Here is a 22,696-nt window from a genome sequence, read left to right as displayed (position 1 = left end):
CCGTCATGCCGTCGACGCCGCTCACCCTGAACCGAACCTGGCGCTTGGCCGTGCTCACCGGCCTGGCCGCGCTCGTCACCGCGGCCTGCGGAGGCGGGCCCGACGGCGCCGGCGGCCAGGAACCCGCGGCCTCCGGCGCGCCCGCCGCGATCCCGGACACGACCGCGCTGATCGAGTCCGTCCAGAAGGACGCCGCCGTCGCCGGCACCCTGCCCGCGAAGTACGCGCAGGCCGGGATGCTGCACCTGGCCTCGAACCTGCAGTCCGCGCCGAACAACTTCTACGCCGCCGACGGCAAGACCCCGATCGGCTACGAGGTCGACCTCGCCAAGGCCATCGGCAAGAAGCTGGGCGTCACCGTGCACCACCAGGACATGGCCTTCGGTTCGCTGATCACGAGCCTCCAGTCCGGCCGCGTCGACCTCACGATGGCCGCGATGAACGACACGAAGACCCGTCAGGCGCAGATCGATTTCGTCGATTACTTCTCGTCCGGCATCACGATCATGGTCCGCAAGGGCAACCCCGACCAGATCTCCGGCCCGGACACGTTGTGCGGCAAGAACGTCGCGGTGGTGCAGGGGACGAGCCACCAGAAGTTCGCCGAAGAACAGAACGGCAAATGCGCTCAGGCCGGCAAACCCGCGCTGACCGTCACCGCGACCGATTCCGACACGCAGAACCAGAACCAGCTCCGCACCGGCCGGGTCGCCGCCATCCTCAACGACCTGCCCAGTGCGGTCTACATCTCGCGGACCGCGGGTGAGGGCAAGTTCTTCGAGGTCGTCCCCGGCGAGCCGATCAACGGCGGGCCGTACGGGATCGGCGTCAACAAGGAGAACAAGCCGCTCGCGGAGTCGATCCAGAAGGCACTGCAGTCGCTGATCGCCGACGGCGGCTACGGCAAGATCCTCCAGGCATGGGGCGTCGAGCAGGGCGCGCTCAAGGAGGCGAAGCTCAATGGCGGAAGTTGAGCCATTGCCGATCGTCCGGCGTAAACACTGGGGCCGGTGGGTCAGCGCCGCGATCATCCTGGCGCTGCTGATCCTGCTCGGGATCGCGCTCGGCAACGCGCAGATCCAGTGGGATTCGGTCCCCGAGTTCCTGTGGTATCGCGTGATGGCGGTCGGTCTGCTCAACACCGTGCTGCTCGCGGTGATCGCGCAGGCATCGGCGATCGTCATCGGGATCGTGATCGCGTTGATGCGCCGGTCGGCGAATCCGGTGGCGCGCTGGTTCGCGGCGGGCTACATCTGGCTGTTCCGCGGGCTTCCGGTGCTGTTGCAGATCTTGATCTGGTACAACCTGGCGCTGGTCTTCGAGTTCATCTCGATCCCGCTGCCGTTCGGCGGCCACCTGCTGCACGAGCAGACCAACGTGCTGATCACCGCGTTCACCGCCGCGCTGCTCGGCTTGGCGCTCAACGAAAGCGCGTACATGGCCGAGATCGTCCGCGCCGGGCTGAACAGTGTAGACAGTGGACAGACCGAGGCGGCGAAGTCGATCGGGATGTCACCGGGCGCGACACTGCGCCGCGTGGTGCTGCCGCAGGCGATGCGGGTGATCATCCCGCCGACCGGCAACGACTTCATCAACATGCTCAAAGGCACGTCGATGGCGTCGGTGATCGGCGTGACCGAACTGATCCACGCCGCCAACAACATCTCGTCCAACAACCTGCTGGTGATGGAGACCCTGCTGGCCGCCGCCGTCTGGTACATGGTCGTGGTGACCGTCGCCGGGGTGGGGCAGCACTACCTGGAGCGCGCCTTCGACTCCGAAGACCGGTCGCGGAGCGCGTTCTCCCGCGCCGCCAAGGCCCTGCGCACCGCGCCACTGGTGAGGAGTGAACGTGTCTGAGCCGCTGCTCAAGGCCGTCGGCGTCCGCAAGAGCTACGGCCACACCGAGGTGCTGGGCGGCATCGACCTCGAAGTCCACAAAGGACAGGTCGTCTGCCTGCTCGGCCCGTCCGGCGCGGGGAAGAGCACCTTCCTGCGCTGTGTCAACCATCTGGAGACGATCGACGCCGGGCAGGTCTGGGTCGACGGTGAGCCGATCGGGTTCCGGCTGCGCGACGGCAAACTGTACGAGCTGAAGGAACGCGAGGTCGCCCGGCAGCGGCGCGACATCGGCATGGTGTTCCAGCGCTTCAACCTGTTCGGGCACCGGACGGCGCTGCAGAACGTCGTCGAGGGGCCGGTCCGCGTGCTCGGCGTCCCCCTGGAGGAAGCCCGGGAACAGGCGCTCGACCTGCTCGACCGGGTCGGCCTCGCGCACCGCGCCGACGCGTACCCGGCGCAGCTTTCGGGCGGGCAGCAGCAGCGGGTCGCGATCGCCCGGTCGCTCGCGATGAAACCGAAGCTGATGCTGTTCGACGAGCCGACGTCGGCGCTCGACCCGGAACTCGTGGGCGAGGTGCTGGCGGTGATGGGTACGTTGGCCGCGGAGGGGATGACGATGGTCGTGGTGACGCACGAGATGGGGTTCGCGGCCGAGGCCGCGGACGAGGTGGTGTTCATGGCCGACGGCACGGTCGTCGAGACCGGTCCGCCGGGGGAGCTCCTGAGCTCCCCGAAACACGAGCGGACCAAGCAGTTCCTGGCCAGGGTCCTCGCATGACGCGGATCTCGCCGCGGTACCTGCTGCAGTTCGGCGAGCCCGCCGGGTACCTCGATTTCGCCCGGTTCGGTCCGCCGTCGCACGCCGTGCTCGACACGACGGCGAGCCTGCTCGACGCCTCGACCAAGGCCGGTCAGTCCACTGTGGACGACCTGATGCGGCAGGAGACCAGGGCCAAGGCCGCCGCCGCGCGGCTTTCCGGCAGCGACACCGACCACACGGTGCTGTTGCCGCACACCAGTCTCGGCTTGTTCCAGGCGGCGTTCAACGCGCCGGGCGGCGAGGCGCTGGTGTCGGTGGCGGAGTTCCCGGCCAACACCTACCCGTGGGCCCGCGCGGAACAGGCGGGACGGCTGACCGTGCGGCGGCTGCCGTTGGGCAACGTCACCGCGGACGCGGTCAAGGCGGCGCTGACCCCGGAGACGTCGCTGGTGAGCGTGAGCGCGGTCGACTTCCGCACCGGGTACCGCGCCGATCTGGCGGCCATCCGCGAGGTGGTGGGGGACCGGCTCCTCGTGGTCGACGGGATCCAGGGCTTCGGCGTGACCGAAGCGCCGTGGGAGGTCGCGGACGTACTCGTCGTCGGCGGGCAGAAATGGCTGCGGGCGGGCTGGGGCACCGGTTTCGCCGTGCTGTCCGATCGGGCGCTGGAGCGGATGGAGCCGATCCTCTCCGGCTGGACCGGCGCCCGCGACCCCGGCCTGTTCGACGACGAGATCCATCCGGCCGACGACACCGCGGCCGCGTGGTCGATCTCGAACCTGAGCCCGATCACCTCGGGCGCGTTCGCGGCCGCGCTGGAACTGGTCGAGGAAGCGGGCGTAGGTGCCATCGCCGGGCGGATCGCCGAACGGATCGGCGAACTCGAAGACGTCGTGAAATCCGTTGGTGGCGAGGTGGTTTCGGCCGTCGAGCGACGGGCCGGGATCCTCGCTTTCACACTGCCGGGGCACGCGGCCGAACAGGTGGGTTCCGCGCTGGCGAACGCCGGGATCGCGGCGACCGTGCGGCCGGAACACGTCCGGCTGTCGCCGCACGCGTCCACTCCGGCGAGTGCGGCGGAACAGGTGCGTTCGGCGTTGGAACGGCTGAAGAAGCCGGCTCGTGTCTTCGAGGCGCCCGTTGTCGCGTCCGCGGCCTCCGGCGACCTGCTCACCGCGCTCGTCCCGGCGGTGCACGCACTCGCGGCGATGCTGGGGCCGGGCAACGAAGTCCTGCTGCACGATCTGAGCAGGCTGCCGGACTCGATCGTCGCCATCGCGGGCGATCTCACCGGCCGGACGGTCGGCGGGCCGATGACGGATCTGCTGCTGGGGCTCGTCCGCCGGGGTACGACGCAGGATCTGACGAACTACGAGACCCACGGCCCCGACGGGCGCGCGATCCGCTCGTCGACGTTGTTCCTGCGGGACGCCGACGGGGTCGCGATCGGCTGCTTGTGCGTCAACCGGCTGTCCGACGGCGCGCCGAAGGCCAACGGGCACGAACCCGAGACGTTCCCGCCGGACGTCGACAGCCTGCAACGGTTCCTGGTCGGGCGCGCGGTGGCGAAGGCGGGAATCCCGGTGGACCTGATGAAGAAACGGCACAAGGCGGCCGTGGTGCGGGAACTGGACGAGGCGGGGTTCTTCCTCATCAAGGACTCGGTGGACCACCTCGCCGGGGAACTCGACGTCACGCGGTACACCATCTACAACTACCTGAACGAGATCCGGGGCACCTGACGCGCGTGCCATGAAAGGTCCTTTCCTTGCAAAATTTGCAAGGAAAGGACCTTTCATGGCGTTCCTGAGGGCTACGGGAGGAACGACTCCACGGCATCGGCGGCCCGCTCGATCCCGCCGTTCCCGCGGGTCTCGGCCCGCACCTCGGCCAGCCGCGCGGCCACCGAGGGCGAACCCGCCACCCGCTCGACGGCGGCACGCAGCGTCGAGGCAGTCACTTCGTCGGCCGGAAGCTGTTCACCGACACCGAGTTCGGCCAGTTTCGCCGCGTTGCCGAAACCGTCGGTCGCCAGCGGGATCGCGACGGTCGGCACGCCGTACCAGAGCGATTCCGTGCTGCCGCCCATACCGGCGTGCGTGATGAACGCCGACGCGGCCTCCAGCACCGCGAGTTGCGGCACGAACGACCGCACTTCGATGTGCTCCGGCAGCGGGCCGAGCGCGGCCGGATCGGTCTGGCCGATCGAGATGACCACGTGCCAGTCCGAGTCGCGGAACCCGTCGACGCACGCGCGGAACAGGTCGAGCTGGTCGGTGAACGCCGTGCCGAGCGACATCAGGAGGACCTTCCGGCCGCTCGGCGGCGGGGTCCAGCTCCGGTCGGCCAGGCGTTCCGGGTCCAGTGCCGGGCCGACGAAGCGGACCGACGACGGCACCCGTTCGACGTTGGGCTGCATCGCCCTCGGCAGCAGCGCGAGCACCTGCTCCGGATGGGAGATCCAGTCCCAGGCGTCGGCCTCGATGCCGTTCTCGTTCAGCCAGCGGGTGAAAGTGGCGAAATAGTCCTTTCCGGACGGTGAGGTCCGGATCGCGGTGACGATCTCACCCATGTCCTCCTCGTAGCCTTCCCAGGCGACATACGTCGGGGAAAGCTGCACCGCCGGAACGCCGTACCGCCTCGCCAGCAGCGGCGCCGGAAGCCCGCCGATGTCGTACAGCACCAGGTCCGGGCGGTTCTCGTCGTAGAAGTCGGTGAGTACCGGCATCGCCTGGATGCCTTCGTCGAGGAAGACCCGCATCTGCGACGCCGGATCCTCCGGCCACGCCGACTGATCGCCGAGCGGGAGGATCGAGGGGTGCGAGACGACCTCGGCCCCGGTCGGCGCGATCAACCCGGTGAGCGGCTCGCCCACGGCGTAGCTGACCCGATGCCCGCGAGCGACGAGCTCACGGATGATCGCCAACGAGGGATAGATGTGACTCGGCGCGGTGGAGCCGATCATGGCGATGTGCTGGTTCTGCATGTGTCCTGTCCGGATCCGTGAAGTGGGGTCAGAGGGCGCGAACGCGGATGCGGCGGATCATGATCGACAGCCTAGCGAGGCCCCCGAGGCGTCCCAACCGATTAACCGGTTGCCCGGTTTGCCGCGATCGGGACCCGCCGTTGGTAGGGACCTTCGCCGGAAGGCTTCCGCAGGTCATGGACGTGGATAGGGTTTCGGGGCTTTCACCTTTGGAGGGAAAGGGAGAAACCTTGAGACGTGTTCTCATCACCGCGCTGACCGCGGCCACGCTCGCCTCGGTCGCGGTGACCGCGCCCGCCGGCGCGGCGGAGGCGGCGCAGCCCGTCGAGACGATCACCTGGGGAGCGTGCACCGATCCGACGTTGATCAACGCCGGTGCCGAATGCGGTTACCTGTCCGTTCCACTGGACTATTCGAGGCCGCGCGGCGAGAAGATCTCGCTCGCGCTCAGCCGCGTCAAGCACAAGACGCCCGAGGCGCAGTACCAGGGCGTCATGCTCACGAACCCCGGCGGTCCCGGCGGCTCCGGGCTGCTGCTCGCCACCCGCGGCACCCGCGTGCCGAACCACGCGGGCGACGCCTACGACTGGGTCGGCTTCGACCCGCGCGGCGTCGGCTCCAGCAAACCCGCGCTTTCGTGCATCCCGGACTACATGGACTACAACCGGCCGAACTACGTGCCGACGACGCGGCAGCTGGAGAAGACCTGGCTGCAGCGTTCGAAGTCCTACGCCGACGCGTGCGCGGAGAAGAACAGCCGCGCGCTGCTGGAGAACATCAAGACGACCGACACGGTCAAGGACATGGACAGTATCCGCAAGGCGCTCCGCGTGGAGCAGCTGAACTTCTACGGGTACTCCTACGGCACTTACCTCGGCCAGGTCTACGGGACGCTGTTCCCGCAGCACGTCCGCCGGATGGTCCTCGATTCCACTGTGGACCCCCGCAACGTCTGGTACCAGGCGAACCTCAACCAGGACGTGGCCTTCGACGTCAACCTGAACATCTGGTTCGGCTGGGTCGCGCAGCACGACGACGTCTACCACCTCGGCAAGACGCAGGCCGCGGTGAAGCAGGTCTTCAACGAGCAGTTGAAGAAGGCGGCCGCCGTTCCGGCCGGTGGTTTCATCGGGCCGGACGAACTCCTCGACGTCTTCCAGCAGGCGTCGTACTACCAGCTGCGCTGGACGCTGCTCGGTGACGCGCTCGCGAAGTTCGTCAACAAGGGCGACTGGCAGACGATGAAGGGCCTGTTCGAGGCCTTCGGCGGACGTGGCGACGACAACGGGTACGCCGTCTACCTCGCCGTCCAGTGCACGGACGTGAAGTGGCCGCCGAGCTGGCAGCAGTGGAAGCGCGACAACTGGCGCACGTACGAGAAGGCGCCGTACTTCACGTGGCAGAACGCCTGGTTCAACGCGCCCTGCCTGTACTGGCCCGCGAAGCCTGCCAAGCCGGTGAAGGTCGACGGCTCGAAGGTGCCGAGTGTGCTGATGATCGGCGAGACGCTCGACGCGGCGACGCCGTACGAGGGCAGCCTCGAGGTGCGCAGCCGGTTCCCCGGTGCTCGCCTGATCGGTGAGCCGGGCGGCACGAGCCACGCCATCACGCCGCGCGGAAACGCTTGCGTCGACAACCGGATCGCCGACTACCTGGCGACAGGGGCTCTGCCCGACCGGAAGCCGGGGCGCACCGCCGATGTCGAGTGCGCGCCGTTGCCGCTCCCGGTGCCGCCTCCGGCACCCGCTTCGGCCACGGCTTCGGTCCCTGACGCGGCCACCTCCCGGGTGCCCGCCTAACCCCAGTCCGTGAAGGCCTCCTTGAGGGACCCAGAGTCCCTCAAGGAGGCCTTCATTTGTGTACTTACGTCCGACCTGCGTGGGAGCGAGAGTCCGGTTGTCGTCGAGGGATGACGATGAAGGAATTGGGACGTTAAGTGTCCCGATTCCTTCATCGTCGCGGTGGCCGTCCTGGTCTTGAACCCTTGATCGTGCCGGTCGCGCCCCGGGGTGGACGACCGAGTGGGGAAGATCCTGGACGTTGGACGGCCGGAATCTTCCCCACTCGCCCAAGACGACAGCCGGCATGAGTTCACTGCCCCGTCTCCCTTGCCAACGGGGTCGACCCCAGCCACACCAGCGGGTCAGCAAATACGGGTCCCTCAAGGAGGCCTTCACGGACTTCTGGGGTTTTCAGGGCAGGGGACTTTGTGTTACAAAGTGCGAGTGAGCTTTGTGGTTCAGAGTGCTCGAAGGGGGAGAGTCATGGCGGACGCGTTCAGCCTCGAAGGGCTGATCAAGCGCTTCGGTGACGTCCTGGCCGTCGAAGACGTCAGTATGCGGGTCGCGCCAGGGGAGGTGGTGGCGCTGCTCGGGCCGAACGGCGCGGGCAAATCGACCACCATCGACATGCTGCTGGGGCTGAGCAGGCCGGACGACGGCCGGGTCCGGGTCGCCGGGCTCAGCGCGGCCGAGGCGATGGACCGGGGGATGGTCGGCGCGATGGCGCAGAACGGGACGCTCCTGCGGGACGCCACGGTCGCCGAACTCGTCGGCCTGTTCGCGTCGTTGCACCGGAATCCGCTGCCGGTCCGCGAGGTGCTCAAGCGGGCGGGTGTCACCGAGTACGCGAACCGCCGCTGCGGCAAGCTTTCCGGCGGCGAGCAGCAGCGGGTCCGGTTCGCGCTCGCGCTGGTCGGCGATCCGGATCTGCTGGTGCTCGACGAACCCACCGCGGCCATGGACGTCGACGGGCGGCGCCGGTTCTGGGCGTCGATGCGCGAGTACACCGAGACGGGCCGCACGGTCCTCTTCGCGACGCATTACCTCGCCGAGGCCGAGGATTACGCGGACCGCGTCGTGCTCATGCGGCACGGCCGGGTCGTCGCGGACGGTCCCGTCGGCGAGGTGCGGGCCGCGGTCGCCGGGCGGGTGCTGCGCGCCGTCGTCCCGGATGCCACCCAAACCGCGCTCGCCGCGCTGCCCGGGGTCTCGCGCGCCGTGCTGCGCGCCGGCCACGCGGAACTGAACTGTGCCGACTCCGACGCCGCCATCCGCGGCCTGCTGCGCGAGTTCCCGCTCGCCGCGAACATCGAAATCACCGCTGTGGGACTGGAAGAAGCCTTCATCGCGCTGACCGCCGATGAAGCTGAAGGAGCTTTGAGATGAACCCGGCCTACCTCGCGCTGGAGATCAAGCGCATCGTCCGCAGCCCGCAGTTCGCGTTGTTCACCATCGGCATGCCGTTGGCGATGTTCCTGTTGTTCGGTGGGATCTTCGGTGCCCAGGAGATCGCTCCGGGTATCTCGACCGCGACGGTGACCATGGTGAACATGGCCGCGTACGGCGCCATGACCGCCGCGCTGTTCACCGGCACCCGCGTCGCCACCGAGCGCACCGACGGCTGGCAGCGCACCCTGCGGCTGACACCGTTGCGGGCGCCCGGCTACCTGATGGTCAAGGTGGCGGCCGGACTGTTCGTCGCCTTGCCCGTCCTGCTGGTGATCTTCGCGGCCGGGATGATCCGCGGCATCCGGCTCGAAACCGGCCAGTGGTTCACGATCTTCGGCACGCTGTGGCTCGGGACGCTGCCTTTCGCCGTACTGGGCCTGATGATCGGCCTGTTCGGCAAGGGCGACACCGTCCAGGCCGTGACCGGCGCGCTGATGCTGCCGCTGGGCATGTTCGGCGGGTTGTGGATCCCGCTGCAGGTGCTGCCCGGCTGGATGAACACCGCCGGGCATCTCATGCCGACGTACTGGCTCGGCGAGATCGGCCGCGCGCCGGTGCTCGGCGGCTCGGGCACGGTGACCGCCGTCGGAGTGCTCGCGGCGTGGCTGGTGGTACCCGCGCTCGTGGTGATGGCGAGGTTCCGGCTCGACACGGCGAGACTGTGAACCCGTGTTAGTTTTCCCAAGTGGTGGAGGATGAACGGGACGGCGACGAGCGGCCGATGACGCCCGAGGAGTCGCTCGCGCTCATCGCCACGCAGTCGGAGCGGACCCGGCGCGAGATCGGGCCGAATCCGGCCGTGCTGCTCGCCGTCTGGGGTCTGGTGTGGCTGTTCGGTTTCGGGCTGATCTACGTCTCCGCCCCGCCGACGGCGTTGCTGCCGCTGTGGGTCGCCGCCGTGATCACCGTCGTCGGTTTCGCCGGGGCCATGACGTACTCGGCGATCTACGGCATCCGCGCGGGCCGCGGCGTCCACGGCCCGTCCCGGCTCGTCGGGGCGATGTACGGGTGGAGCTGGATGATCGCGTTCGGCGGGCTGACGGTGGTGAACACCGCCCTGATCCGGCTCGGCCTCGACGCCGACCTGGTCCCGTTGCTGTGGTCCGGGACCTCGCTCATGCTGACCGGCCTGATGTACCTCGCCGGCGGCATGCTGTGGCAGAGCAAACTGCAGTACGGCCTCGGCGTGTGGATCATCGCGTGCGGCGCGGCGAGCGTGCTGGCCGGGGGACCGTACAACTTCCTCGTGCTGAGCGTCGCGGGCGGCGGTGGCTTCCTGGTGGCGTCCCTGGTCTTCCTGGTGCGGGCGCGATGAGCGAAGACGGGCTGCCCCAGCTGGATCCGGTGATCCACGCGCAGGCGCGGCTGCGGGTCACCGTGGCCCTGTCGAGCCTGGGGCCGGGGGACAGCATCACCTTCCCGCGGTTGCAGCAACTGCTGGACATGACGCCGGGCAACCTGTCGACGCATCTGCGCAAACTCGAGGACGCCGGCTACGTCGGGATCACCAAGGCCTTCGAACATCGCACGCCGGTGACGCTGGTCGAGCTGACCACGCGTGGCCGGGCCGCGTTCGAGGAATACACGAAGGCCCTGCACCGTCTTCTCGAGGTACCGGGCGATGGGCGGGCATGACCGGTGGGTCATCCACCTCGACATGGACGCGTTCTACGCCTCCTGTGAACAGCTGACCCGGCCGACCCTGGCTCAGCGTCCGGTCCTGGTCGGCGGCGCGGGTCCGCGCGGAGTGGTCGCCGGGGCGAGTTACCAGGCGCGCGAACACGGGATCAAATCGGCGATGCCGATGTCGCAGGCGCGGAGGCTGTTGCCGCCCAACGGGGTCATCCTGCCGCCGCGGTTCAAACTGTACGAATTGCTGAGCACCCGGGTGTTCGACCTCGTCGCCACGTACGCGCCCGTGCTGGAACGGATCTCCCTCGACGAGGCCTTCGCGGAACCGCCGTCACTGGCCGGGGTGTCGTCGGAGGACGTGCGGGCGTTCGGTGCGCGCCTGCGGGAGCACATCCGGTCCGACATCGGCCTGGTCGCGTCGATCGGGGCGGCGTCGGGGAAACAGGTCGCGAAGGTCGCTTCGGATCTGGCGAAACCGGACGGGCTGCTCGTCGTCGACCAGGGCACCGAACGCGATTTCCTCGCGCCGCTGCCGACCAGGGTGCTGTGGGGGATCGGCCCGGTGGCGGAGGGGAAACTGCGCGCGATCGGCGTCCGGACGCTGGGGCAGCTGACCGCGCTCTCCGACGCCGACGCGGTGTCCACTTTGGGCAGTGTGGTCGGGCGGGACCTGCGGCGGCTGGCGACCGGCGTCGACGACCGGCCGGTGTCCGACCGCGCGGAGCTCAAGCAGGTCAGCGCGGAGACGACGTTCGACCGGGACCTGATCGACCTGCCGAGCCTGCGGCGCGAGGTCCGCGACCTCGCCGTGCACGCGCACCGGCGGCTCGTCAACGCCGGCCGGGTCGCGCGGACGGTGGTGGTGAAACTGCGGCACACCGATTTCAGCACGGTGACGCGTTCGGAGACGATGGCCTCGCCCACCGACGAATTCGACCAGCTCGCCGCGATGGCGGAACGACTGCTGATCGACCCGACCGAATTCGGCGGGGTGCGGCTGGCCGGTGTCGCGTTGTCCGGGCTTTCGGTGCCGCATCAGGATCCGCTGTTCACGCTCTCCGTTCCGGCGCCGGACGTGCCGGTGGTCGAACGGGCGCCCGCGCCGGTGGCCGTGGTCTCGTCGAGCTGGCGGCCCGGCGACGACGTCGTGCACGACGAGTTCGGCACCGGCTGGGTGCAGGGCGCCGGGCACGGCCGGGTGACCGTCCGGTTCGAGACGCGATCCAGCGGGCCGGGGGTCGCGCGGACCTTCACCCAGGAGGATCCGGCGCTGCGCCGGGGAGAACCCGGCGACTGCCTGGCCTGATCACGCGAGATCGGCGTTCAAGCACGCGAGATCGCCGGGCGTGACGATGTCCAGTAAGTGCCGCGAAGCCGATTCCGCCCCATCGGCGTCCTTCCCGAGCACCGCCGCCAGGACGAGCGAATGCGCGGCCAGCACGTCGTCGCCGGGAACCTCGTCCAGGGCCGCGACGACCGGCACGTGCAAGCGCGCGATCAGGGGATTGCCGGACGCGCGAAGCAGGGCCGCGTGGAAGGCGCCGTCGGCCTTCCGGAAGGTCCGGACGTCGGCGGCGTCCTCCAGCAATCCGTACGCCGCGACGAGGACCGCGAGTTCGTCCGGGCGGCGATGCCACGCGGCCATCCTCGCGGCCTGCGGTTCGATCGCCCACCGCAGTTCCCGCAGTTCCGCCAGCTGCCGGGCGCGCTCGGGCCCCTCGACCCGCCAGGCGATGACGTCCGGATCGATCGCGTCCCAGTGCTCCGGCGGCCGCGTCCAGGTGCCGACCCGCGGCCGCGCCACGACCATGCCCTTGGACTCCAGCACCCGCAACGCTTCCCGCACCATCGTGCGCGACGCGGAGAACCGGCGCCCGAGGTCTTCGGGGACGATCGGCCGCCCCGCCCCGAAGGCACCGGAAACGATCAGCCTGCCCAGCTCGTCGACGATCCGGGCATGCCGGGTCATACCGGCAGACCGACCCGGCGTTCCCCGCCGCGGACCTGCTGGAGCACGACGGCGACGACGAGCAGGGTCCCGGTGGCCATGTTCTGCCAGAACGGGTTGACGCCGAGGCCGGACATCCCGTTGTTGAGCACGCCCAGGATGATCACCGCCAGCACCGTGCTGACGATGGATCCCTTGCCGCCCTTGAGCATCGTGCCGCCGAGCGCGGCGCCGGTGACGGCGAGCAGTTCGAGCCCTTCGGAACCGGACGTCGGCTGCCCGGAGCCGGTACGCGCGGTGATCAGCAGTCCCGCGATCGCCGCGACGACACCGACGAGGGCGTAGACACCGATGATGTAGCGGTTGATGTTGATCCCGGCCAGGCGCGCGGCGGTGTCGTTGCCGCCGATGGCGTAGATGTTGCGGCCGATGTCGGTGTAGCGCAACAGGAAGTGCAGCACCGCCGCGACGAGCAGGAACACCCACACGAGTGTCGGCAGCCCCGCGATCGAACCCTTGGCGAGGAAGATGAACAGGTCGTCGGCGCCGGTGTAGCCCTGCGCCTTGCCGTCCGAGATCACCTGCGCGATGCCCTTGTACGTCGCCAGCATCGCCAGCGTCGCGACCACCGGGTTCACCCGGCCGAAGATGATGATCATGCCGTTGACCAGGCCGCACACCACGCCGACGCCGATCGCGGCGAGCGTGCCGACCGCGGAACTCCCGGTCGAGGTGAACACCATCGCCGACACCACCGACGCGAGCCCGGCCATCGAGCCGACCGAGATGTCCAGCGCGCCGAGGATGATCACCAGCGTCTGCACCAGCGACAGCAGGCCCATGATGGTGATCGCGCTGCCGATCAGCAGCAGATTGTTGGTGCGCAGGAAGTTCTCGTTCAGCGAGCTCATCAGGATCACGAGCGCGATCAGGGTGAGCAGCAGGCTCGAGTTCTGCACGCCGATCGCGGTCACCGTCCGGCGGAACGGGGACACCTGGTGGGCGATGGTGGTCACGAGGCGATCTCCTCGGTGTCTTCGGTGGCGGGGATGGCCAGGGTCAGCACGGCTTCTTCGGTCGCGTCGTCACGGTCGAGCGCACCGGCGACCCGGCCCGCGCGCAGGACGACGATCCGGTCGGCGAGGCTCAGCACCTCGGGCAGATCCGACGAGATCACCAGCAGCGCGATGCCTTCGGCGGCGAGCCCGTCGATGATCCGGTAGATCTCGGCCTTCGCGCCGACGTCGACACCGCGGGTGGGTTCGTCGAGGATCAGCAGTTTCGGGCGCCGCGCGAGCCAGCGCGCGAGCACCGTCTTCTGCTGGTTGCCGCCGGAGAGCTTGCGGACCTCCTGCTCCATCGACGGTGTCCGCACGCGCAGTTCGCGCACGTATTCGGCGACGAGTTCGCGTTCCTTGGCCCGCCGCACCACGCGGAACCGGCGCAGGCGGTCCAGTACGGCGATGGACACGTTGTCCCGCACCGATCGCTGCATCAGCAACGCGTCGGTCTTGCGTTCCTCCGGCGCGAACCCGATCCCCGCCTTGACCGCGTCGCCCGGAGTGCGGGCACGCAACGGTTTCCCGTCGAGTTCGACGGTTCCCGAGCGCACCGGCAGGTCGCCGACGATCGCGTGCGCGAGTTCCGAACGCCCGGCGCCGACCAATCCGGCGAGGCAGACGACCTCACCCGCGCGGACCTCCAGGGAGATGTCCGCGACGTCGTCGGTGGTGACCCGGTCGAGCCGCAGCACCACACGGCCGGTCTCCTGCGTGGCTCGTCGCTCCAAAGTGGACAGGTCGCGGCCGATCATCATGCGCACCAAACGGTTCTCGTCGGTGGAGGCAGCGTCCTCGACACCGATCAGGCTGCCGTCGCGCAGTACGGCGACCCGGTCGGCGAGCTGGAAGATCTCCTTCATCCGGTGGGAGACGTAGACGACCGCGACGCCGTTGTCGCGCAACCGCCGGATCAGCGCGAACAACGCGTCGACCTCGTGCTCGGACAGCGACGACGTCGGCTCGTCGAACGCGATCACCTTCGACGGTGACGTCGCGGTGAGCACGCGCAGGATCTCGACCAGCTGCCGTTGCGCGGGCGACAGCCTGTTCCCGAGCGTCTCCGGCCGCAGCACCCCTTCGAATCCGTACTCCCGCAACGCCTCGTGCGTCATCCGGTGCAGGGTCCGGCGGTTGACCAGCCGTCCCCGTGCGGGTAGTTCGCCGACGAAGACGTTCTCCGCCACCGAAACGTGCGGGATGATCTCCGGCTCCTGGTAGATCACCCGGATCCCGGCGGCCATCGCGGTCCGCGGGCTGTCGAACGTCACCGGGGCGCCGTCGATCAGCAGCTGCCCGTCGTCGGGACCGTGGTCGCCGGAGAGCACCCGGAGCAGGGTGGACTTGCCGGCGCCGTTCTCGCCCATCAGCGCGAGGACCTCGCCGGGCCGGAAGTCCAGGGTGACGCCGTCGAGCGCGGTCACCCCGGAGAACCGTTTGCCGATTCCTTCGGCGGTCAGCACCGCCGCGGGTTCGGATGTGGCCATGGAACCGCCTCCACGCGGGATCAGATGCAGTTGACGCCGGCCTGCTTGTAGTTGTCCTTGGTGACGATCTGGGTCTTCGCGATCGTCTCCGGGGGAAGCTCCTTGGAGCTCTTCACCTTGTCCACGAGCAGCTGGATCGCCGTGCGGCCGACCTCGGCGCCGGAGATGAACAGCGCCGACTTGTTCCCGGTGTCCTTGCCCGCGGCCCAGTCCTTGCAGGTCAGGTAGGCGCCGAGGCCGACGCCGATGATGTCGGCCGCGGGGACGCCGGAGTTCGCGAGCGCGGTGACGGCACCGGTCTCGTTCTCGTCGTTGCAGCCCCAGACCACCCAATGCTTGACGCCCGGATTCGAGCCGATCACCGCGCCGGTGCGGTTCTGGGCGTCGACCGGGGTGTTGTCGGTGCCGACCTCGATCACCGGCACCTGTGCGCCGGCGTCCTTGTCGAAGGCGGCTTTGGCGGCGGTGACGCGGTCGGAGCAGACCGTCAGATCCTGTTTGTAGGCGCTGATGATCTTGGTGTCCGCGGCGGCCCAGCCCGCCGCCTTGAACAGCTTCGCGGCCTCCTTGCCGACCGAATCGCCCATCTGCGAGCCGTTGAAGCCCACGAACGGCGACTTCGTCCCGGCGCCGTCCTTGATCACGTCGTCGGAGGCGATGATCGGGATGCCCGCGCTCTTCGCCTTGTCGAGCACCTGCGGGCCGATGGCCTGGTCCGGGACGACGATCGCGATGCCGTTGGCGCCCTGGGCGACCGCGGCGTCGAGTTCGGTGATCGCCTTGTTGGCGTCCTGCCCGAGGTTGACGACCTTGAGTTCGACGCCGAGTTCCTTCGCCTTCTCCTGCGCTCCCTGCGCCTGCTCGACGAAGTACTGCTGATCACCCTGTTTCTGCAGGTAGAACAGGGTGATCTTGCCGCTCGCGGGAGCCTGCTGCTGGGGTGCGGCGGTCTCTTTTCCGGAGGAGCAGCCGGTCAGCACGACACCGGCAATCAAACAAGAACCAACAATGCGCCAGGGCAGGGACCTGTGCGAAGCTGTGGACATCGGATGCTCCCAAGACGAAGCGGAAGAGTGTGACTTGTATTACTAAACACTCTTCCGGGTGACGTCAAGGCGCGATCCGGTCACGACGACCGGCTCTGATCCGACTAATCGCCGGTCAGGAACGCGATCGATCCTGTGGAACTTGTCCGAAGTCTGTCCGATCGTTCTTGTTGACTTCGGTTGAGTGTCGCGCCTACAGGGCGTAAGGCAGGATGGAGGGACCGTCACCCGATCGAGGGAATCGATGTTCAGCTCCCGCGTCCGCCAGACCACCGCCCTCCTCGGCGCCGCCGTCCTGCTCGCCGCGTGCAGCGGCACCCCTGAGCACCAGCCGCCGCCCGCCGCGTCCGAAGCGCCGCAGTCGAGCCAGGCGCCGGACGGGTCCTTCACCGTGGTCGCCACCGGCGACGTGCTGATCCACCCCGCGCTGACCGAGCAGGCGAAGGAGGACGGCGGCGGCAAGATCGATTACCGGCCGCTGCTGGCCGGGATCAAGCCACTGATCTCCGGGGCTGACCTCGGCATCTGTCACCTCGAAACGCCGCTCGCGCCGAAAGGCGGGCCGTACAGCGGCTACCCGTCGTTCAGCGCGCCGCCGGAAATCGTCGACGCGCTCAAGGACACCGGGTACGACAACTGCTCGACCGCGTCGAACCACACGATCGACCAGGGCGTGGACGGCGCGACCCGCACGCTCGACAAGCTCGACGAGGCGGGGATCAAGCACACCGGTTCGGCACGTTCGGCCGAAGAGGCGAAGAAGCCACTGATCGTCGACGTCAACGGCGTCAAGGTCGCCCAGATCTCCTTCGCCTACGGGTTCAACGGGATCAAGGTGCCCGCGGGCAAACCCTGGCTGGTCAACCAGATCGACGCCGAAGACGTGATCGCCCAGGCCAAGGCCGCGCGGAAGGCGGGCGCCCAGGTCGTCCTCGCGAGCCTGCACTGGGGCACCGAATACCAGCACGATCCGACCGCCGAACAGCGCACGCTGGCGAAGAAACTCCTCGGCGACGACTCGATCGACCTGATCATCGGCCACCACGCGCACGTCGTGCAGCCCTTCGAGCAGATCAACGGCAAGTGGGTCGCCTACGGCCTCGGCAACAGCGTCGCCCGGCATTCGGAACCGAAGGGCTCGACCGAACAGGGCGCCGCGGCGCGGTTCCGGTTCGTGCGCGACGGAGACCGCTGGAAGGTCGACAAGGCCGAATACGTTCCGACGCTGGTCCAGCTCGGCCCGCCGATCCGGCTGCTCGACCTGACCGCGGGGCAGGCCGGGAACGCCGGCGCGGAAGCGCTCAAGGCGACCGACGAGGTCGTCCTCAGCCGTGGCGCCGCGGACAAGGGCTTGACCCGGCCCGGTCGCTGACCTGAGGGGACAGGGGTGGGCTCTTCCCCGCCCACCCCTGCCTTACCGCGCCCGACTTCAATACCGTCGCCGCACCACCAGTTTCGCGAGGGCCGCGAGCTCGGCGCCTGGGCGGGGCACCGGGTTCGCGACGGCGAGATGGTGCAGCGCGCCGGTCAGGAGCGCGTCGGCCTGCTCCTGGCTCCACGTCCGGCCGCCCGCCCGTTCCACCAGCTCCGCCGCGTGGGGCAACTCCGCGGCGTCGAGGTTTTCCTTGCGGTACAAGGCATCCAGCTCTCGCCCGGCGTCCGTCCCCGAGTGGAGCGCGGCCACCACCGGCAGGGACTTCTTCCGGTTGGAGAGATCCGAGTGGACCGGTTTCCCGGTCACCGCCGGATCGCCCCAGATCCCGAGGAGATCGTCGATGTGCTGGAACGCCAGCCCGAGTGCCCTCCCGTACTCGGTCAGCCGGTCGACCTGATCCTGCCTCCCTTCTCCGGCCAGCGCTCCGAGCGTGCACGACGCCCCGAGCAACGCGCCGGTCTTCCCCTCGGCCATGCGAACGCATTCGGCGGTGTCGACGTCACCGCGTTCCTCGAACTTCAGATCGGCGCTCTGCCCTTCCAGCAGGTCGATCACGGCGGTGCTGAGCACCCGCAGCGCGGTCTGCCCGAACGGCGCCAGCACCTCGAAGGCCCGGCACAGCAAGGCGTCCCCGGCGAGGATCGCCGCACCGGTGCCGAAAACGGTCCAGGCGGTCGGGCGGTGCCGCCGCGTGGTGTCGGAGTCCATCACGTCGTCGTGCAGCAGGGAGAAGTTGTGCACCATCTCCACCGCGACGCCCACCGGGACGGCGATCTCGGCGTCCCCGCCGACCGCCTGTGCCGACAACAGCGCCAGTGCGGGCCGCAGCGCCTTCCCGCTGTCCGAAGTGGACGGACGGCCGTGTTCGTCCCACCAGCCGAAGTGGTAACCGGCGATGAGCCGCATCGACTCGGGCAATCCGTCGACGGCTTCACGCAAGGCCGGGTCGAGAAGATTCCGGCTCCAGGTCAGTACCTCACCGGCGGGCCGGGCGCCGGTATGGGTCTCGATGGTCGTCAACGGACTCCCTTTCAGTCGACCCGGTGAACCGCGGTTTTTCACAATTCGCGGATACCCATTCGAGTGGGTGGGCGCAAAGTCAACATAGCAAGGCGTAATGCCCGGTCAAACAGCTCGATCGGGTCTACGGAGAGGTTCACCTGTTTGTCGGATTGGGCCGGACGCGCGTTCTCCGGCGGCCGATCGGGTGCCGTCACTGCGCGAAATGCCCGTATGCGACCAGGTCGGTGACGTCTCGTGGTGGCCGCTCACTCGGTCGTGAAGCGGGGTTCTCCGACCGGTGACAGGCCTTTCCGGCGCGTGTCGGAAATTGTTTCGAGTCGTGGGAAATTGGGCCGAGCCGGTGATGATCGACTTGTCTCCGTCCGCCGCTGGTATGAATTGATTCAACCGGTCTTTTCCGTTCGTCGAAGGGTGAACTAGTTTCAGCAGTCTCCAGCCTGGAAGGACTCGAATGGGTATTTACCTGACCGGCATCGCCTGGGTCGTCGGCGCGGCGGCCCTCGCGGGACTCGTCGGCTACCTCGTCCGCAGGTTCGGCTGGGACGAAGGACGGCCCGACAACAACGACGCCGCCGGCCAGGTGTTCACCATCGTCGGCGGGCTGCACGCCGTCCTGGTCGCCTTCATCCTGATCTCCCTCTTCGATTCCGCGAGCGCGGCGCGCGAGGGCTCCTACCACGAGGCGGACAGTCTGGTCGCCGCCGTCTGGGCCGCCGATTCGCTGGGGACCGAGGTCAAGGACGAGGTGCGGAAGCTGAGCACCGAGTACATCAGCACGGTCGAGCAGAAGGAATGGCCGCTGATGGCCGGAGGGCAGACGACCCTCCCGGACGCCGGCTGGACGCAGCTCGACCGGTTGCGCAAGGCCGTGGACAAGGCCCCGACGGACGACGACTGGCTGCGCGAGCGCAAGACCGAGGCGAACACGCAGCTCTGGCAGGTCTACGAGGCGCGGCAGGAGCGGCTCAACGCGGTCGTGGGCGGCCGGGTCGGCGGTGTCGTGTGGTTCGCGCTCATTCTCGGCAGCCTCATCTCGGCACTGCTGCCCAACCTGTTCGGCGGTACCCGGCTGGCCGCGCACCTGGTGATCGTGTCCACCCTGGCCGGCACGGTCACGTTGCTGCTGTTCGCGATCTACCAGCTGCAGAACCCGTTCGGCGGTGGGGTGCGGATCCCGCCGGACGCGTTCACCGCCGCGCTGGCGAGGATCTCTTGAGCCGGTGAGCACTGTGGACGGGGTGACCCGGGCGGCGGCGACGGTGGCCGTCGCCGGGCTGGTGGGGGCGTCGGCGCTCCTGGCGCCGATGGCCGCGCGGGCCGCCGAGTCCTGCTTGGTGGTGCAGGCGGAGACCGGGTCGTACGGGAAGTCGAAGCTGCGCTGGCTCGATGTCGGCTCGGGCACGACGTCGCGGGTGACCGAGCCGGGCTACCGGCTCAACGCACTCGGCTACTCCGCGACGCGCGATCTGGTCTTCGGTGTCGCCGAAGGACTCAGCCGGGGCGCGCACGCGGTGACGATCGACCGGGCGGGGAAGACCCGGGATCTCGGCCCGATCACCCGTGCCGGCAACCGGCTGCCGCTGTGGAGCCCCGTCGCGGGAGTGACCGCGGGCGCGATCGGCGGGGATTCCTGGTACCTGCTCAGGAACGGCACACTGTACACAGTGGACTTGACGCCGGGGGAGCGGTACCTGCGCGTGATCAAAACGGTGTTCCTGCGGCCGATCACGCTCGCCCACGACGTCAACGATTTCGCGTACCACAACGGATTGCTGTACGGAGTTTCCACCACCTGGCGCGGAAAAGGCGCCGTGATCACCATCGATCCGGAGACCGGAAAGGTCCGTGAAGCCGAAGACGCGCGTTTCCCGCCAGCCGACGTCTACGGCTCGGTGGTGCTCGGCCGCGACGGTGCGCTGTACGCCACGGCGAACCGGATCGGCGGGCGCAGCGTGCTCTACCGGCTGGAGCGGAGCGGGCAGGTGACCGTGGTGCTTTCGGGGCCGCCGCTGGCGGGTTCGGACGCCGCGGGCTGTCTCACCGCGCCGGAACCGGAGCCGCCCAAGCCTGAGCCGCCCAAGCCTGAGCCGCCCAAGCCTGAGCCGCCCAAGCCTGAGCCGCCGAAGCCTGAGCCGCCCAAGCCGACGCCCACGCCTTCCCCTACTTCTACGCCGCCGTCGCCCAGTCCGTCTCCGTCTCCTTCTTCGTCTCCTTCGCCGAGCCCGAGTCCGTCGCAGACGCCCTCATCGTCTCCGTCTCCCTCGCCGTCGTCGAGCCCGGCGCCCACTTCCGCTCCCCAGGCGATGCCGCAGCCGCCCGTTTCCCCGCCGAGGCCGTCTCGTTCGGCGGCGCCCAGGGAACGGAAGGAGGTGGCGGCGGAGGTCGATGCGCACGCCCGCACGAAGGAGAAACGGCGGTGGGGTTTGACCGCGCTGGTCCTGATCCTCGGTGGCGGCGCGGCGGCCGGTGCCGTCCGGCGGGCGCGGTGAGTCAGTACTTGAATTGGTCCACGTTCTCGCGCGTGATCAGGAGCGGGTCGCCCAGCAGGAGGGTCTTCTTGTCTTCCTCGTACTTGATCGCGGGGAGTTCGAGGTTGACCTTGTTCGACGGGCCGGGCAGTTTGCCCTCGGCGATCTGCTTGCCCGCCCAGGCGGTGAGGTAGCCGAGCGATTCGACGTTCCACAGCACCGAGAGCGACGCGGAACCGTCCAGCAGATACGGCTTGATCGCCTGCGGGGTCCCGACGCCGACGGTGAAGACGCGGCCGATCTTCTGCTGCGAGCGGACCGCTTCGGCGACGCCGGGCGCGGACGTCGTGCATTCGCCGACCAGGCCGGTGAGGTCCGGGTACTTGGTCATCAGCTGTTTGGCCAGCGCGGTGGCGTTGTCCTTGTCCTCACCGGCGTAGACCGTCTCGACGAGCTGGGCATGGGGGTACTGGGTAGCGGTATAGGCACGCTGAACGGCGATCCACGCGTTGAGGTTCTCGGCGGTCTCGCCACAGGAGACGATCGCGTACTTGCCCGCGTTGCCCATCTTCTTCATCAGCGCGTCGGTGAGCGCCTTGCCGATGCCCTCTGGCGTCGCCTGATTGACGAAGAGCTCGCGATCGGTGCCCGGCGCGTCGGTGTCCGAAGTGATCACGTGGACGCCCTTGGCCCGCGCGTCGGTGATCGCGGGCGCGATCGCCCTGGGATCGTTCGGCGCGATCGCGATGACGTCCACCTGCTGGTCGACGAGGCCGCGCACGATCGAGACCTGCGCCGCGGGGTCGACCGTGACCGGACCGGTCGAGGTCCATTCGACACCGAGCTGCTTGGCCGCGGCCTGCCCGCCGGTGTTCATCGCCTCGAAGTACGGGATGCCGGCGACCTTGGGCACGAACGCGATCCGGATCGGCCTGGCCGCCATTCCCGCCGGCTCTTCGCCGTCGCAGCCGGCCAGCCCGAACACCATGCCCAAAACGAGCACAGTGGCAACGACGAGCGTCTTCGTCGGCCCTCGCATCTCCACCCCATAGTCACGGAACCATCTGAACCAGCCGATCGGTCTACGCGCGGTGGAGACCTCCGGCGAAACTAGGGTCTCCGGTTACCCCGGTCAACCGGATGAGCGCAAAGGGTTACGGAAGTGAGTTCATCGACCTGGGACGATTACCCAGTCGGCCTCCGGGGGTGACGGTGAGCGACGGCTCACCGCGCGCTTGATACGGGAGGGGGGTATGGTCTCTCGCATGGACGACGCAAGGCATGGAGCAAGCTGGTCGATGGCGGTGTCGGCGACCCTGCACTGCCTCACCGGCTGTGCGATCGGTGAGGTCCTCGGCATGGTCATCGGTACCGCGCTCGACCTCGGCAACCTGGCGACGGTCATCCTCTCGGTGGTGCTCGCCTTCGTCTTCGGTTACGCGCTGACCATGCGCGGCGTGCTGAAGTCGGGGCTGCCGTTCGGCGCCGCGCTCAAGGTGGCGCTGGCCGCCGACACCGTGTCGATCGCGGTCATGGAGATCGTCGACAACGCGGTCATGCTGGTGGTGCCGGGCGCCATGGAGGCCGGGCTCGGGACCCTGCTGTTCTGGGGCGCGCTGGTGTTCTCGCTGGCGGTGGCGTTCGTGCTGACGGTGCCGGTGAACAAGTGGATGATCGGGCGCGGCCTGGGGCACGCGAAGGTCCACGCGCACCACGGTGGTCACTGAGCTCTCCAGGAGCAATGCGTCCGATTTGGGTACTTTGGGTAGTATTGTCTGGGG

General features: G+C 68.7%; 21 protein-coding genes. 14 read left to right on the top strand and 7 right to left on the bottom strand.

The features are described from left to right. The first annotated feature begins 5 nt into the window (after positions 1-5). The 4 genes from AMK34_RS31420 to AMK34_RS31405 are packed head-to-tail and all read left to right on the top strand — an operon-like array spanning position 6 to position 4,344. Positions 6-974, top strand: coding sequence for an ABC transporter substrate-binding protein (locus AMK34_RS31420; protein WP_073847749.1), 969 nt, complete (start codon positions 6-8; stop codon positions 972-974). After that, positions 961-1,860, top strand: a complete 900-nt coding sequence (locus tag AMK34_RS31415) for an amino acid ABC transporter permease (RefSeq protein ID WP_037346554.1) — start codon at positions 961-963, stop codon at positions 1,858-1,860. Before AMK34_RS31420 ends, AMK34_RS31415 begins: the two co-directional genes overlap by 14 nt. Beyond that, entirely contained in the window at positions 1,853-2,620 is a 768-nt protein-coding gene (locus tag AMK34_RS31410; RefSeq protein ID WP_037346556.1) for an amino acid ABC transporter ATP-binding protein, read from the top strand. The genes AMK34_RS31415 and AMK34_RS31410 overlap by 8 nt, the downstream gene beginning before the upstream one ends. Next, positions 2,617-4,344, top strand: coding sequence for an aminotransferase class V-fold PLP-dependent enzyme (locus AMK34_RS31405; RefSeq protein WP_073847748.1), 1,728 nt, complete (start codon positions 2,617-2,619; stop codon positions 4,342-4,344). The genes AMK34_RS31410 and AMK34_RS31405 overlap by 4 nt, the downstream gene beginning before the upstream one ends. A 71-nt stretch (positions 4,345-4,415) precedes the next feature. Here AMK34_RS31405 and AMK34_RS31400 read toward each other — a convergent pair whose 3' ends face one another. Next, positions 4,416-5,588 carry a macrolide family glycosyltransferase gene (locus AMK34_RS31400; protein WP_073847747.1) on the bottom strand — a complete coding sequence of 391 codons (1,173 nt, stop codon included), beginning with the start codon at positions 5,586-5,588 and terminating at the stop codon, positions 4,416-4,418. Positions 5,589-5,818: 230 nt separating this feature from the next. Here AMK34_RS31400 and AMK34_RS31395 point away from each other — a divergent pair, with 230 nt between their 5' ends. From AMK34_RS31395 to AMK34_RS31370, 6 genes are all read left to right on the top strand, one after another. Continuing rightward, positions 5,819-7,387: an alpha/beta hydrolase gene (locus AMK34_RS31395; RefSeq protein ID WP_143202666.1), complete on the top strand. Its 1,569-nt coding sequence runs from the start codon at positions 5,819-5,821 to the stop codon at positions 7,385-7,387. Between the two features lie 465 nt (positions 7,388-7,852). Further along, the gene (locus tag AMK34_RS31390) at positions 7,853-8,755 is read left to right on the top strand and encodes an ABC transporter ATP-binding protein (protein ID WP_073847746.1); all 903 of its coding nucleotides are present in this window, start codon (positions 7,853-7,855) and stop codon (positions 8,753-8,755) included. Then, positions 8,752-9,483 carry an ABC transporter permease gene (locus AMK34_RS31385; RefSeq protein ID WP_073847745.1) on the top strand — a complete coding sequence of 244 codons (732 nt, stop codon included), beginning with the start codon at positions 8,752-8,754 and terminating at the stop codon, positions 9,481-9,483. Before AMK34_RS31390 ends, AMK34_RS31385 begins: the two co-directional genes overlap by 4 nt. Positions 9,484-9,503: 20 nt before the next feature. Then, entirely contained in the window at positions 9,504-10,133 is a 630-nt protein-coding gene (locus tag AMK34_RS31380) for a hypothetical protein (protein WP_083650053.1), read from the top strand. Beyond that, the gene (locus AMK34_RS31375) at positions 10,130-10,453 is read left to right on the top strand and encodes a transcriptional regulator (RefSeq protein ID WP_016332004.1); all 324 of its coding nucleotides are present in this window, start codon (positions 10,130-10,132) and stop codon (positions 10,451-10,453) included. Before AMK34_RS31380 ends, AMK34_RS31375 begins: the two co-directional genes overlap by 4 nt. Beyond that, the gene (locus AMK34_RS31370) at positions 10,440-11,756 is read left to right on the top strand and encodes a DNA polymerase IV (protein WP_073847744.1); all 1,317 of its coding nucleotides are present in this window, start codon (positions 10,440-10,442) and stop codon (positions 11,754-11,756) included. The genes AMK34_RS31375 and AMK34_RS31370 overlap by 14 nt, the downstream gene beginning before the upstream one ends. On the opposite strand, the gene AMK34_RS31365 is transcribed toward AMK34_RS31370, so the two are convergent. Genes AMK34_RS31365 through AMK34_RS31350 form a run of 4 tightly spaced genes read right to left on the bottom strand, consistent with a single transcriptional unit; the run spans position 11,757 to position 15,938 of the window. After that, positions 11,757-12,419, bottom strand: a complete 663-nt coding sequence (locus AMK34_RS31365; RefSeq protein ID WP_073847743.1) for a FadR/GntR family transcriptional regulator — start codon at positions 12,417-12,419, stop codon at positions 11,757-11,759. It abuts the gene before it with no gap. Next, a complete protein-coding gene (locus AMK34_RS31360; protein WP_073847742.1) occupies positions 12,416-13,414 on the bottom strand; it encodes an ABC transporter permease in 999 nt (332 codons plus the stop codon). Before AMK34_RS31360 ends, AMK34_RS31365 begins: the two co-directional genes overlap by 4 nt. Next, positions 13,411-14,943 (bottom strand): sugar ABC transporter ATP-binding protein, encoded by a 1,533-nt coding sequence (locus tag AMK34_RS31355; RefSeq protein ID WP_073847741.1) that lies wholly within the window; start codon positions 14,941-14,943, stop codon positions 13,411-13,413. The genes AMK34_RS31360 and AMK34_RS31355 overlap by 4 nt, the downstream gene beginning before the upstream one ends. A gap of 20 nt (positions 14,944-14,963) precedes the next feature. Continuing rightward, a complete protein-coding gene (locus AMK34_RS31350) occupies positions 14,964-15,938 on the bottom strand; it encodes a substrate-binding domain-containing protein (protein WP_073847740.1) in 975 nt (324 codons plus the stop codon). Positions 15,939-16,233: 295 nt separating this feature from the next. Here AMK34_RS31350 and AMK34_RS31345 point away from each other — a divergent pair, with 295 nt between their 5' ends. Continuing rightward, positions 16,234-17,361, top strand: coding sequence for a CapA family protein (locus AMK34_RS31345; RefSeq protein WP_038517978.1), 1,128 nt, complete (start codon positions 16,234-16,236; stop codon positions 17,359-17,361). A gap of 57 nt (positions 17,362-17,418) precedes the next feature. Here the strand turns inward: AMK34_RS31345 and AMK34_RS31340 are convergent, their stop codons facing one another. After that, positions 17,419-18,444, bottom strand: coding sequence for a family 2 encapsulin nanocompartment cargo protein polyprenyl transferase (locus tag AMK34_RS31340; protein ID WP_038517975.1), 1,026 nt, complete (start codon positions 18,442-18,444; stop codon positions 17,419-17,421). 454 nt (positions 18,445-18,898) lie between these two features. On the opposite strand from AMK34_RS31340, the gene AMK34_RS31335 reads away from it, so the two are divergent. Next, positions 18,899-19,663 (top strand): bestrophin-like domain, encoded by a 765-nt coding sequence (locus tag AMK34_RS31335; RefSeq protein ID WP_038517973.1) that lies wholly within the window; start codon positions 18,899-18,901, stop codon positions 19,661-19,663. A gap of 4 nt (positions 19,664-19,667) precedes the next feature. Next, positions 19,668-20,936, top strand: coding sequence for a DUF6923 family protein (locus AMK34_RS31330; protein ID WP_073847739.1), 1,269 nt, complete (start codon positions 19,668-19,670; stop codon positions 20,934-20,936). Between the two features lies 1 nt (position 20,937). On the opposite strand, the gene AMK34_RS31325 is transcribed toward AMK34_RS31330, so the two are convergent. Beyond that, positions 20,938-21,960, bottom strand: coding sequence for an autoinducer 2 ABC transporter substrate-binding protein (locus tag AMK34_RS31325; protein WP_038517967.1), 1,023 nt, complete (start codon positions 21,958-21,960; stop codon positions 20,938-20,940). Positions 21,961-22,213: 253 nt separating this feature from the next. Here AMK34_RS31325 and AMK34_RS31320 point away from each other — a divergent pair, with 253 nt between their 5' ends. Beyond that, positions 22,214-22,642, top strand: coding sequence for a DUF4396 domain-containing protein (locus tag AMK34_RS31320; RefSeq protein ID WP_198941802.1), 429 nt, complete (start codon positions 22,214-22,216; stop codon positions 22,640-22,642). Positions 22,643-22,696: the final 54 nt, after the last annotated feature.

Source organism: Amycolatopsis sp. CB00013, assembly GCF_001905755.1.
GTDB classification, from domain to species: Bacteria; Actinomycetota; Actinomycetes; order Mycobacteriales; family Pseudonocardiaceae; genus Amycolatopsis; species Amycolatopsis japonica.
Note: the sequence above shows the minus strand (reverse complement) of the source record. Positions and strands in the feature narration are given on the sequence as shown.

What these genes read in the sequence shown, in the direction of transcription:
- AMK34_RS31420 (WP_073847749.1), top strand. Translation starts at nt 6, where the DNA reads ATGCCGTCGACGCCGCTCACCCTGAACCGAACCTGGCGCTTGGCCGTG.
- AMK34_RS31415 (WP_037346554.1), top strand. Translation starts at nt 961, where the DNA reads ATGGCGGAAGTTGAGCCATTGCCGATCGTCCGGCGTAAACACTGGGGC.
- AMK34_RS31405 (WP_073847748.1), top strand. Translation starts at nt 2,617, where the DNA reads ATGACGCGGATCTCGCCGCGGTACCTGCTGCAGTTCGGCGAGCCCGCC.
- AMK34_RS31400 (WP_073847747.1), bottom strand. Translation starts at nt 5,588, where the DNA reads ATGCAGAACCAGCACATCGCCATGATCGGCTCCACCGCGCCGAGTCAC.
- AMK34_RS31390 (WP_073847746.1), top strand. Translation starts at nt 7,853, where the DNA reads ATGGCGGACGCGTTCAGCCTCGAAGGGCTGATCAAGCGCTTCGGTGAC.
- AMK34_RS31385 (WP_073847745.1), top strand. Translation starts at nt 8,752, where the DNA reads ATGAACCCGGCCTACCTCGCGCTGGAGATCAAGCGCATCGTCCGCAGC.
- AMK34_RS31375 (WP_016332004.1), top strand. Translation starts at nt 10,130, where the DNA reads ATGAGCGAAGACGGGCTGCCCCAGCTGGATCCGGTGATCCACGCGCAG.
- AMK34_RS31370 (WP_073847744.1), top strand. Translation starts at nt 10,440, where the DNA reads ATGGGCGGGCATGACCGGTGGGTCATCCACCTCGACATGGACGCGTTC.
- AMK34_RS31365 (WP_073847743.1), bottom strand. Translation starts at nt 12,419, where the DNA reads ATGACCCGGCATGCCCGGATCGTCGACGAGCTGGGCAGGCTGATCGTT.
- AMK34_RS31355 (WP_073847741.1), bottom strand. Translation starts at nt 14,943, where the DNA reads ATGGCCACATCCGAACCCGCGGCGGTGCTGACCGCCGAAGGAATCGGC.
- AMK34_RS31345 (WP_038517978.1), top strand. Translation starts at nt 16,234, where the DNA reads ATGTTCAGCTCCCGCGTCCGCCAGACCACCGCCCTCCTCGGCGCCGCC.
- AMK34_RS31335 (WP_038517973.1), top strand. Translation starts at nt 18,899, where the DNA reads ATGGGTATTTACCTGACCGGCATCGCCTGGGTCGTCGGCGCGGCGGCC.
- AMK34_RS31320 (WP_198941802.1), top strand. Translation starts at nt 22,214, where the DNA reads ATGGCGGTGTCGGCGACCCTGCACTGCCTCACCGGCTGTGCGATCGGT.